This window comes from Kribbella sp. NPDC051586 (assembly GCF_044453965.1).
Lineage (GTDB): Bacteria > Actinomycetota > Actinomycetes > Propionibacteriales > Kribbellaceae > Kribbella.
Window position 1 is genome coordinate 1,380,481 of sequence record NZ_JBITDF010000004.1, and the last position, 11,442, is coordinate 1,391,922.

The 11,442-nt window shown below is 68.4% G+C and carries 12 protein-coding genes; 10 read left to right on the plus strand and 2 right to left on the minus strand.

Annotated features, from left to right (window positions below):
- The first annotated feature begins 38 nt into the window (after nt 1–38).
- Genes ACIA58_RS33445 through ACIA58_RS33455 form a run of 3 tightly spaced genes read left to right on the plus strand, consistent with a single transcriptional unit; the run spans nt 39 to nt 2,574 of the window.
- Nucleotides 39–1,241, plus strand: a complete 1,203-nt coding sequence (locus ACIA58_RS33445) for a molybdopterin molybdotransferase MoeA (protein ID WP_396407807.1) — start codon at nt 39–41, stop codon at nt 1,239–1,241.
- Nucleotides 1,229–2,086 (plus strand): formate dehydrogenase accessory sulfurtransferase FdhD, encoded by an 858-nt coding sequence (fdhD, locus tag ACIA58_RS33450; protein ID WP_396407808.1) that lies wholly within the window; start codon nt 1,229–1,231, stop codon nt 2,084–2,086. Before ACIA58_RS33445 ends, fdhD begins: the two co-directional genes overlap by 13 nt.
- Nucleotides 2,083–2,574, plus strand: a complete 492-nt coding sequence (locus ACIA58_RS33455; protein WP_396407809.1) for an SRPBCC family protein — start codon at nt 2,083–2,085, stop codon at nt 2,572–2,574. Before fdhD ends, ACIA58_RS33455 begins: the two co-directional genes overlap by 4 nt.
- On the opposite strand, the gene ACIA58_RS33460 is transcribed toward ACIA58_RS33455, so the two are convergent.
- Together ACIA58_RS33460 and ACIA58_RS33465 are read right to left on the minus strand one after the other, a co-directional pair.
- Nucleotides 2,575–3,000 carry a MerR family transcriptional regulator gene (locus tag ACIA58_RS33460; RefSeq protein ID WP_396407810.1) on the minus strand — a complete coding sequence of 142 codons (426 nt, stop codon included), beginning with the start codon at nt 2,998–3,000 and terminating at the stop codon, nt 2,575–2,577.
- A gap of 27 nt (nt 3,001–3,027) precedes the next feature.
- Nucleotides 3,028–4,062, minus strand: coding sequence for an aminotransferase class V-fold PLP-dependent enzyme (locus ACIA58_RS33465; protein ID WP_396407811.1), 1,035 nt, complete (start codon nt 4,060–4,062; stop codon nt 3,028–3,030).
- A 91-nt stretch (nt 4,063–4,153) separates the two neighbouring features.
- Between ACIA58_RS33465 and ACIA58_RS33470 the strand changes: the two genes are divergently transcribed.
- The 7 genes from ACIA58_RS33470 to ACIA58_RS33500 all read left to right on the plus strand — a co-directional run bounded on the left by ACIA58_RS33470 (nt 4,154) and on the right by ACIA58_RS33500 (nt 11,293).
- Nucleotides 4,154–5,191, plus strand: coding sequence for an aldo/keto reductase (locus tag ACIA58_RS33470; protein WP_396407812.1), 1,038 nt, complete (start codon nt 4,154–4,156; stop codon nt 5,189–5,191).
- 43 nt (nt 5,192–5,234) lie between these two features.
- On the plus strand, nt 5,235–5,435 hold the full coding sequence (locus ACIA58_RS33475) for a hypothetical protein (protein WP_396407813.1): 201 nt from the start codon (nt 5,235–5,237) through the stop codon (nt 5,433–5,435).
- 37 nt (nt 5,436–5,472) lie between these two features.
- Nucleotides 5,473–6,483 carry a LacI family DNA-binding transcriptional regulator gene (locus tag ACIA58_RS33480; protein WP_396407814.1) on the plus strand — a complete coding sequence of 337 codons (1,011 nt, stop codon included), beginning with the start codon at nt 5,473–5,475 and terminating at the stop codon, nt 6,481–6,483.
- 219 nt (nt 6,484–6,702) lie between these two features.
- The gene (locus tag ACIA58_RS33485; protein WP_396407815.1) at nt 6,703–7,992 is read left to right on the plus strand and encodes an extracellular solute-binding protein; all 1,290 of its coding nucleotides are present in this window, start codon (nt 6,703–6,705) and stop codon (nt 7,990–7,992) included.
- Nucleotides 7,993–8,004: 12 nt separating this feature from the next.
- A complete protein-coding gene (locus tag ACIA58_RS33490) occupies nt 8,005–8,943 on the plus strand; it encodes a carbohydrate ABC transporter permease (protein WP_396407816.1) in 939 nt (312 codons plus the stop codon).
- Nucleotides 8,940–9,767: a carbohydrate ABC transporter permease gene (locus tag ACIA58_RS33495; protein WP_396407817.1), complete on the plus strand. Its 828-nt coding sequence runs from the start codon at nt 8,940–8,942 to the stop codon at nt 9,765–9,767. Before ACIA58_RS33490 ends, ACIA58_RS33495 begins: the two co-directional genes overlap by 4 nt.
- Before the next feature lie 23 nt (nt 9,768–9,790).
- Nucleotides 9,791–11,293 (plus strand): alpha-N-arabinofuranosidase, encoded by a 1,503-nt coding sequence (locus ACIA58_RS33500; RefSeq protein ID WP_396407818.1) that lies wholly within the window; start codon nt 9,791–9,793, stop codon nt 11,291–11,293.
- Nucleotides 11,294–11,442: the final 149 nt, after the last annotated feature.

Below are 11,442 nucleotides of genomic sequence, written 5' to 3' on the forward strand. Positions count from 1 at the left end.
CGTTCGACAACCGGGTGTGGGTTGGAGAGGGTAGTGGTGTGGAGGACGAGGGCCGCGGTCTTCGAGCCCGGCGGAACGCCGTGGCGTGGGATCTGGCCCGGGTGCTGGCCCATGCGGCGGCACGCCCTGGGGCGGCGGTCTCGCGCACGCTGGCCGATGCCGACGGATCTGTCCTGGGTACGCCGTTGGTGTCGCCGGGCGCGGTCCCTCCGGTAGATCGGTCCGCCATGGACGGGTACGCCGTCAGCGGTGCCGGTCCGTGGAAGGTGATCGGTCACGTACGGGCCTGCGCCGAGGATTCGGTGACGTTGGCAGACGGGCAGGCGACCGGGATCGTCACCGGAGCCGCTGTCCCCGACGGGGCGACGTCCGTGGTGCGCTCGGAAGACGCCGTCGTGACCGGCGATCGCCTGCAGGGCCGGTCCGAGCCCGGGCGCCACATCCGCCGAGCCGGCGAGGAATGCCGGCCCGGCGACCAACTGCTGCCCGCGGGCGTGGTCGTCGACCCGGCAGTCCTGGGTCTGGCCGCAACCGTGGGCCTCAACCGCCTCACTGTCATCCCGCAGCCCACCGTCGCCGCCCTGGTAACAGGCGACGAACTGGTCCATCGCGGCCCCTCGACCCCCGGCCGGGTACGCGACGCGATCGGCCCCATGCTGCCTGGCCTGATCACCCGCGCCGGGGCGCAGTCAGCGCCGGTGCGGCATCTCCCGGACTCTCGCGAGGACCTGATCCGAGCGCTGCGGGAAACCGAAGCTGAACTCATCCTGGTGTCGGGTTCGTCTGCTGCCGGGCCGGCGGATCATCTTCGGCCGGCGCTCAACTCGCTCGGGGCGGAGTTCGTCGTCGACGGGGTCGCGTGCCGGCCTGGTCATCCGCAGGCGCTGGCCCGGTTGGCCGATGGCCGGCTGGTTCTCGGGCTGCCCGGCAATCCCTTTGCGGCACTCGTCGCCTTCTTGACGCTCGGTGTCGCGACAATCAGTCGCATGCGTGGTCTGCGGCTCCCGGAGCTCACCCACATCGCCGTACCGGGCGGCATTGCTTGCCACCCGACCAGCACCCGGCTCGTCCCGGTCCGGCTCACCCCGCACGGCGCCGTACCGATCGGCCACGGCGGATCCGCCATGCTCCGCGGACCCGCGGCCGCCGATGCCCTCGCCGTGGTGGCCCCCGGCCCCGCGGAGGCGATCGCGGCCCGCCTCCTTCCGATGGATCCGGGGGCCCGGCAGTGGGTCGGCTGATTGCCCGGCGTCCGGTCGTGCGGATCACGCCCGACGGCGAGCGCTCACGACCGGACTCGATCGCGGTCGAGGAGCCGCTCGAGCTCCGCGTCGACGGCAAGCCCCTCGCGGTCACCATGCGAACCCCTGGCCACGACGTCGAGCTCGCCCACGGCTTCCTCCACACCGAAGGCGTGATCGGCAGCGTCGACGACATCCGCGACGCCCGGTACTGCGACTCCCGCGACGACGAAGGCCGCAACACCTACAACGTCCTCGACCTGGGCCTCGCCCCCGGTGTGCCACCGCCCGTCGCCGGCGTGGAGCGCAACTTCTACACCACCTCCTCCTGTGGCGTCTGCGGCAAGGCCTCCCTCGACGCCGTCCGCACCAAGACCCGCTTCTCCCCCGCGGACGACCCGATGACGGTGCGGTACGCCGTACTGGCCGGCCTCCCGGACGCGCTGCGGGACAGGCAGCAGGTCTTCGACCGCACCGGTGGGCTGCACGCGGCCGGCCTGTTCACGCCGGCCGGCGACCTGCTCGTCGTACGGGAAGACGTCGGGCGCCACAACGCCGTCGACAAGGTTGTCGGCTGGGCGCTGCTCAACGGTCAGATCCCGGCCCGCGGCCTGATCCTGATCGTCTCCGGCCGCACGTCCTTCGAGCTGGCCCAGAAGGCGGTGATGGCCGGCATCCCGGTCCTCGGCGCGGTCTCGGCCCCCAGTTCCCTCGCGATCGACCTCGCCACCGAGTCCGGCCTCACGCTGGCAGGCTTCATCCGCAACGGCAGCCTGAATCTCTACAGCCGGCCGGATCGGGTAAATGTCGAGCCCGCCGGGGCGCGTCCGACGTACCGGGCATGAACGACTACGGAGTGACCGGCTCGACCACCGGCGTCGAGGTACTGATCAAGCTGCCGATCCACGACCTCTGGTCCGGCATCACCGCGATCGACCGGTACGGCGAGTGGAGCCCGGAGTGCTACTACGGTGCGTGGCTCGACGACCGGATCGAGAAGGGCGCCCGCTTCGAGGCGCGCAACCGCTTCAAGGACGGCTTCGAGACCTATGTGACCTGCACAGTCACCGTCGCGGAGGCGCCGTACCGCTTCGGGTGGGACGTGTACGGCGACGAGGACGTTCCGTTCGCCCACTGGGAGTACGAGCTGGAGGACCACGGCGCCGAGACTCTGGTCCACCAGACCTTCACCCACGGTCCTGGCATCAGCGGCCTGCGGCTGGGTGCGGCAGAGAACGCGGACCGCGCCGCGGAGGTCATCCAGGGCCGGCTCGATCAACTGGCGGCGAACATGCGCAAGACCCTCACGGCCATGGAGTCGGCGCTCAGCTGATCAGGAGGCCTCGCTCGCGCCGGACTGCGACGGGGCCACCCAGAGGCACTCTGCGGTCCCGGCCTCCAGGTGCTCCTCGTAGACGCTGACCTTGTGGCTGATAACGCTCAGGCATTCGGTCAGGTCCTGGATCTGGGAGTTGACGTGGTCCTGGTGGCTGCGGAGCAGGGCCAGGCGGTCCTGCTCGTTGCCAGGGCCTTGGCGGACCAGATCGGTGTACTTGCGGATGGTGTCGAGCGGCATCCCGGACGAGCGGAACTTGATGCACATGTCCAGCCACTCGACATCGTCCTCGGTGTACACCCGCCGGCCGTTCGACTCCCGCCGTACCTGATCCGCCAGCAGGCCCTCACGCTCGTAGAACCGGAGGGCGTGCACGCTCAACCCGGTTCGCTCCGCCACCTGCCCGATACTCAATCCACGCATGGGGCACCCTAACTCCGCAACCAGCTCTCAGAGCAGGGGTTTGAGCGCCTCGAGGGCGTGCTGTACGTCGTCGTGGGTCGAGTAGATGTGGAACGACGCGCGCAGCTTCCCGTCCCGTACGGCGGCGCGGATACCCGCGGCTGCGAACGCCTCCTGCGCGCCGGGGAGGCTCGTGCTGACGATGGCGCTGTTCGACGGCGGGAGGCCGAGGCCGGCGCGGAACTCGTTGGCCAGCTCGAGGTTGTGCCGGTTGATCGTGTCGACCCCGATCTGCTCGATCAGCTCGAGCGCGGGCGCCGCGCCGACGAAACTGAACCAGGCCGGCGACTGGTCGAACCGCCGCGCACCGGGATCGAGGTCCATCACCGGCCCGTAGTACGAACCGTGAACGTCGCGCGCGGCGTACCACCCGGCGGCCGAGGGGCGGCAGCGCTCCTGCAACCGCGGCGACAGGTACCCGAGGGTCGCACCGCGCGGTGCCATCAACCACTTGTAGCTGTGGGCAATCAACGCGTCGACACCGTCGATCCGCAACGGCAGCCAGCCCAGCGCCTGCGATGCGTCGATCACCACCAAGGCATCGATCCCCTTGCTGGCAGCAATAACCGCGGGCAGGTCGAGGACGGCACCGGTGGAGGACTGCACCGCGCTCACAGCGACCACGTCGATCCCCGGCTTGATCGCCGCCGCCAAGTCGGCGCCCGGTACGGCGATCAGCTCGACGCCACGGTCGGCGTGCACCTGCCACGGGAACACGTTCGACGTGAACTCGACGTCGTCGGTCAGCACCTTCGCGCCGTCCGGCAACGCGGCCGCGATCGGCACGATCGCCGCGGACACCGTGCTGCCGACGAACACGTCCGCGGCGTCCGCCCCGACCAAACGCGCGAACGACTCCCGGGACCGCGTGGTCGACCTGTCCCACGGCTCCCAGCTCGTCCTGCCGACGCGCCAGTCGCCGAGCGCGGCCTGCAACGCCTCCCAGGCGGGCTTCGGCGGCAGCCCGTACGACGCGGTGTTCAACCAGCCCGGCTCCGGGTCCCACAGCCCTTCGATGTCCATGCCCGCCACTTTAGGTCGGACTTGACCTAGAGAGCGCTCTAGCTCTTAACGTGCGGACGGTCACCGATCGGAACACGAGGAGCTTGCTGTCATGCGCTATCGCACGCTGGGTGGGACCGGGATCGAGGTCAGTGCGCACTGCCTCGGGGCGATGATGTTCGGCGCCGCCGGGAACCCGGACCACGACGACTGCATCCGCATCGTCAACACGGCGCTGGACCGAGGGATCAACTTCGTCGACACCGCCGACATGTACTCCGCCGGCGAGTCCGAGGAGATCGTCGGCCGGGCCATCAAGGACCGCCGCGACGACGTCGTACTGGCGACCAAGGTGCACTTCCCGCTGGGCGAGGGACGGAACCGGAGCGGCAACTCGCGGCGCTGGATCACCCGCGCGGTCGAGGACAGCCTGCGCCGGCTCGGTACGGACCGGATCGACCTGTACCAGATCCACCGGCCGGACCACACCACGGACATCGAGGAAACCCTGTGGGTGTTGAGCGATCTGGTCACCGCGGGGAAGATCCGCGCGTTCGGCTGCTCGGCGTTCCCGGCGGAGGAGATCGTCGAGGCGTACAACGTCTCCGGGCAGCGCGGGTACGGACGGTTCCGGACCAACCAGCCGCCGTACTCGATGATTGCCCGCGGCATCGAGCGCTCGATCCTGCCGACCTGCCGGCGGCTCGGGATGGGGGTGCTGACGTACAGTCCGCTCGCGTTCGGCTTCCTGTCCGGGAAGATCCGCAAGAACCAGCCGCTCGACCTGTCCGCCCGGGCCGCGCTCGCCCCGGCCCGCTTCGACCCGGCACTGCCCGGGAACGCTGCGAAGTACGACGCTCTCGAGCCGCTGATCGAAGTTGCCGAAAGCATCGGCGCGACGCTGCCGGAGCTGGCGATGGCGTTCGTCACCACGCACCCCGCGGTCACGTCGGTGATCTCCGGGCCGCGCACGATGGAACAGCTCGAGGGCCTGCTCAAGGCCGCCGACCTCACCCTCGACGACAAAACCCTCGACCGGATCGACGAGATCGTCCCGCCGGGCACCGACCTCTACACCGTCGACGGCGTCTGGCAACCCCAGTCACTCACCGACATCACCCAGCGCCGCCGTTCCCTCGCCGACCGATGACTACGTATCGTGGCCCCAGGAACGAACTGCCAGGGAGGGTGCGATGAGTTTCGACAGGCCCGGTCTGCCACATCCCGGTCACGAGCTGGATCCGCAGGTCGAGGACGTACTGCGTGAGGAGGGGGTCGAGCTGAGCGACGACGACGAACCGGACATCCCGGACCACCCGGGCAACCGGTCCGCCGGCCCGCAGCCGAACCCGCCACGCCGTCCGTCCCACGACGACCCCGCCACGGAGGAGTGAGCTCTGCACTACCGTGGCTGCCCATGAGGGACATGCCATGGCGGTGACGATGCGCGACGTCGCGCGCGAGGCCGGCGTGTCTCCGAAGACGGTGTCGAACGTGATGAACGGGTATCCGTACATCCGCGCCGAGACCCGGACCAGGGTGCTCGCGGCGATCGATGCCCTCGGCTACCGGATGAACCTGTCCGCCCGGAACCTCAAGTCCGGGCGCACGGGTGTGATCGGCCTGGCCGTACCGGAGCTCAGCCTGCCGTACTTCGGTGAGCTCGCCGATCAGGTGATCGTGGCGGCCGACGAGCACGGCCTGACCGTGATGATCGAGCAGACCGGCGCGGATCGTGACCGCGAGCTGACCGTCCTCGGCCGGCCCCGTGGCCACCTGGTCGACGGCCTGCTCTACAGCCCGCTCGGCCTGGGTCAGGAAGACATCGGCCAGCTGAAGTCGAACACGCCGATGGTGCTGCTCGGCGAACGCATCTTCCACAGCCCGGTCGACCACGTGATGATCGACAACGTCCCCGGCACCAAGGCAGCGGTCGAGCACCTGCTGGCTCTCGGGCGCCGACGGATCGCGGTCCTCGGCGTACACCCCGGCGAGCGGGTCGGCACGGCGGCCATCCGGTACGGCGCGTACGCCGACGCCCTCACCGACCACGGCCTCCCGGTCCCGGCCGAGCTCGCGTTCCCGGCCGGCCGTTGGCACCGCTCGACCGGCGCGGAGGCGACCGAGCGGCTGCTCGCGTCCGGCCTCGAGTTCGACGCGATCCTGGGGCTGAACGACACCCTCGCGCTGGGGGCGCTCCGGGTCCTCACGCAGCGTGGCATCCGGGTGCCGGACGACGTCGCGCTGGCCGGTTTCGACAACATCGACGAGGCGAACTACAGCACTCCGAGCCTGACCACGGTCGACCCCGGCCGCGCGGAGATCGCCCGGAAGGCCGTCGACCTGCTGGTCCGGCGAATGGCAGGCGACGACTCCGAACACGAGGAGATCGCCGCCCAGTACAAGCTCCACACCCGCGAATCCACCCTCGGCGCCAACTGAGGTCTTGACGACCCGGACCCACCCCGGCATCCTTTCTACACCGATGTAGTACACCGATGTAAATCAGTGCTCCCCCCGCCCTGGAGGACAGATGGCTGTACTGATGCCGCGACTCCGTCGCGGCGGGTCATGGGGCTGTAACTCCCGGCCTTCCCTCGTCGCTCCGGTCGCTCCGGTCGCTCCGCTCCCTCCGCTCCTCAGTCCAGGCCGGGAGGCCCCATGACCAGTAACCATCCGCCCTCCCGACCCGGACGTCGAGCGGTGCTTGGTGGCGTGCTCGGCGCTCTTGCGCTGTCCGGATGTGGCAGCTTCGGGTCCGGGGCCAGGGTCCGCGAATGGAACCTGTTCGGCGGCGGCGACGGTGCTCGCCTGCTGCAGATCCATCAGCAGTACGTCGCCGAGCACCCGGACGTGAAGTTCACCGCGACCACGCTCGCCTGGGGCCCGCCGTTCTACACCAAGCTCGCGATGTCCGCGGCCGGTGGCCGGGCACCGGAGGTCGCGACCATGCACATGTCGCGGCTGAAGGGCTTCAGCCCGACGACGATGCTCGACCCGATCCCCGTCGACCTGCTCAGCGCCGCCGGCGTGCACCAGTCCGACTTCCTGCCGGCGACCTGGGACCGGTGCGTCATCGACGGCAAGCTGTACGCCGTACCGCTGGACCAGCACCCGTTCGTCCTCTACTACAACACCGAGATCTGCAAGAAGGCCGGCGTGCTCGGGCCGGACGGGAAGATCAAGCCCGTCAAAGGCGTGACCGCGTTCCTCGACCTGCTCAAGGCGGTCAAGGAGACCACCGGCAAGTACGCCGTCTCGGTCGACACCACCAGCCCGTGGCGACTCTGGTACACGCTGTACGGCCAGCTCGAGGGCGAGTTCTTCAGCCCGGACGGCAAGGAACTGGTGATCGACGACGCCAAGGCGCTCGAGGCCTTGGACCTGATCGCCAAGCTCGCGAGCGACGGACTTACGCCGAAGTCGGCGAACTACGCGGCCCTGGTCGCCCAGTTCACCAACGGTGATGCCGGGCTGAGCTTCAACGGCGAGTGGGAGGTCACGACGTACCAGACCGCGAAGCTGCCGTTCAGCATGGCGCCGTTCCCGGTCGTGTACGACGTACCGAAGTTCCAGGGCGACTCGCACACCTTCGTGCTGCCACATCAGGCCCATCGCAACGCCGACGACACGAAGGCGACCATCGAGTACATCGCCTGGATGCTCAAGCACAGCGTCGAATGGGCAGCCGGCGGCCACATCCCGGCGTACCAGCCGGTGGTGAAGAGCCAGGAGTACCTCGACCTCAAGCCGCAGGCGGAGTACCGCAGCGTCGCTCCGAACGTGCTGTACGACCCGGACGCGTGGTTCAGCGGATCCGGAGCCCAGCTGGAGAACGAATCCGCGGCCGCGTTCAGCGGGATCGCGACCGGACAGGCCACGCCGAAGTCCGCACTCGCCCAGTTCAAGGCAGCCACCCAGAAGCTGCTCGACACACCGTCCCCGGTCTGAAAGGAGGCCATCATGGCTGTGCAGACACCACCTCGTGCCATCAGCACCACCCGAGCGGCCGAGCCGAAGCCGGGCCGGCCGTGGCAGGAGCGCTGGGGCGGGCTGTTGTTCGTGGCCCCGTTCCTGCTGCTGTTCGCGGTGTTCCTGCTCTGGCCGATCGTGTCCGGGCTGTGGAACAGCTTCTTCAACACCAGCCTGGCCGGGGTCAAGCACCAGTTCCTCGGCCTCGACAACTGGCGGGAGATGTTCGGCGACCCGGCCGTCTGGTCGTCGCTGAAGAACACCTTCATCTTCACCGCGATGAGCACGCCGCCGCTGGTGATCATCGCCCTCGTGATGGCGCTGCTCGCGAACCGCAAGGGTCTGCTCGGCTGGCTGCTGCGGTTCTCGTACTTCGCGCCGTTCGTCCTGCCGGCCACCGTCGTGACGCTGATCTGGGTGTGGATTTTCCAGCCCGGCTTCGGCCTGGTGAACGGGCTGCTGACGTCCGGCGGGTTCGCCGAGATCGACTGGCTGAACACCGAGAACCGGGCCATGCTCGCGATCGTGATCACCACGGTCTGGTGGACCGTAGGATTCAACTTCCTGCTCTATCTGGCCGCCCTGCAAGGGATTCCGGCCCAGGTGTACGAGGCGGCCGCGATCGACGGCGCCAACGGGCGGCAGCAGCTGTTCCGGATCACGCTGCCGTTGCTGAGCCGGACCACCGGGCTGATCGTCGTACTGCAACTGGTCGCGTCGCTGAAGATCTTCGACCAGGTGTACCTGATGACCGACGGCGGGCCGAACTTCGCGACCCGGCCGATCATCCAGTACATCTACGAGAACGGCTTCACCAACTACCGGATCGGCTACGCGTCGGCGATCTCGTACATGTTCTTCGCGGTCATCGTGGTGGTCGCGCTGCTGCAGTTCAAACTCTTCTCCGGCCGGAAGGAGGCCGGCGAATGAGGACGAGGTGGACCTTCCCGAAGGCGGCGACCGTCGTCGGCGCCGTACTGCTGGCAGTGCTCTGGGTGGTTCCGTTGCTGTGGGCCTTGGACACCGCGCTCAAGCCGGAGCCCGAGACCACCCGGTCGCCGATCACCTGGTTGCCGACCGCACCGACCTTCGACGCGTTCCGCAGTGTGATCGACCAGGGTGACCTGATCCGCTGGTTCCTGAACAGCACGGTCGTGTCGATCCTGGTGACGGCGCTCACGCTGTTCGTCTCCGTGCTGGCCGCGTTCGGCTTCTCGCGTACGACGTTCCCGGGCCGGCGGGTGCTGTTCGGCCTGATCATCGCCGGCATCCTGGTGCCGCCGCAGGTGCTGATCGTGCCGTTGTTCCAGGAGATGACCGGGCTGGGCCTGGTCGACACCTACTGGGGCATCGTGCTGCCGCAGGTGGTCGCGCCGGTGATGGTGTTCGTGCTGAAGAAGTTCTTCGACGGCATCTCCCGCGACTACGAGGACGCCGCCCGGGTCGACGGCGCGTCCCGGTGGCGGATCGTCTGGAGCGTGATGGTGCCGATGTCCCGGCCGATCCTGGTTGCCGTCGGCATCTTCACCTTCATCGGGGCCTGGAACAACTTCCTCTGGCCCTTCATCGTGACCACCGACCCGTCAATGATGACGATCCCGGTCGGACTGGCCAACGTGCAGGGCTCGTACGGCCTGCGCTATGCCCAGATCATGGCGTCCGCCGTGCTGGGCGGCCTTCCTTTGCTGATCGTCTACGCCCTGTTCCAGCGCCATGTCGTCCGCGGTGTCGGAGACGCCGGGATCAAGGGCTAGACACCTATGACAGGAGCAACCTGGTGCCCGCTGCCAACCTGACCATCGACCCCGCGTTCACGATCGCGCCCGTGAACCGCCGTACCTTCGGGACGTTCGTCGAGCACATGGGCCGCTGCGTGTATACCGGCATCTACGAGCCGGGACACACGACCGCCGACGAGGACGGCTTCCGCAAGGACGTTCTGGAGCTGACCCGCGAACTCGGCGTCTCCGTGGTTCGTTACCCCGGCGGCAACTTCGTCTCCGGCTACCGCTGGGAGGACGGTGTCGGCCCGCGCGACGAGCGTCCGCGCCGGCTCGACCTGGCCTGGCACAGCATCGAGACCAACGAGTTCGGCCTGGACGAGTTCATCCGTTGGTGTGCCAAAGCCGGCGTCGAGCCGATGATGGCGATCAACCTCGGGACGCGCGGCGTCCAGGAGGCGCTCGACCTGCTCGAGTACACGAACCACCCCGGTGGCACGGCGTTGTCCGACCTGCGCGAGGAGCACGGCGCCGCGCCGTACGGGATCAAGTTGTGGTGTCTGGGCAACGAACTCGACGGTCCGTGGCAGGTCGGCCACAAGACGCCGACGGAGTACGGACGGCTCGCGGCCGAGACCGCGCGGGCGATGCGGATGATCGAGCGGGACCTGGAACTCGTCGCCTGCGGATCGTCGTCGTCGCGGATGCCGTTGTTCGGGACGTGGGAGCGCGACGTACTGCGGGAGACGTACGAGTTCGTCGAGTACATCTCCTGCCACGCGTACTACGGGAACGACGACGGCGACACCGCCTCGTTCCTGGCCTCCGCGGTGAACATGGACCACTTCATCGACTCGGTCGTGGCGACCGCCGATCATGTCGGCGCGGAGCTCAAGAGCAGCAAGAAGATCGGTATCTCCTTCGACGAGTGGAACGTCTGGTACGGCGAGCGCTCCCGCCGTACCGACGGCCCGCACGACCAGTGGGAGGTGGCGCCGCGACGGATCGAGGACGAGTACAACGTCACCGATGCCGTTGTCCTCGGCAACTTGTTGATCTCGTTGCTGCGGCACAGCGACCGGGTCGGCGTCGCCTGCCTCGCACAGCTCGCGAACGTGATCGCCCCGATCATGACCGAGCCCGGCGGCGCGGCCTGGCGGCAGCCTACGTTCCACCCGTTCGCGATCACGTCCCGGCTGGCGTCCGGTCAGGTTCTGCGGGTCGAGACCGATTCGCCCACCGTCACCACCGCGAAGTACGGCGACGTCGCCGCGGTCGACGCGGTCGCGACGTACGACGAGGGCAAGCTCGCGGTCTTCGCCGTGAACCGTTCGACCGAAGGCCCCGTCGAGGTCACCATCGACGTGACCCGCTCCGGCGTCACGACCATCCAGGAGGCCCTCCTCGTCCACGATGAGGACCCCCTGGCGATCAACTCCGCGACCGACCCCGACCACGTCGTCCCGCAACCGCTCGAGACGGCCGCCCTCGTCGACGGCACATTGACCGTCACACTCCCGGCCATCAGCTGGACGGCCATTTCACTGTCGACGGACTGACACCGATTACGCTCAAGGCGATCAGCTCTGTAGTCCTTTCACCGGTGTACTAGGTGTACTGACCGGGCACGTTGGTTGAGAAAGTGTGACGACACGCGGTGAGTGTGGTTGATGGGTGAAGACCTCCCGGCGTGGAGTGGAGCTGTCTA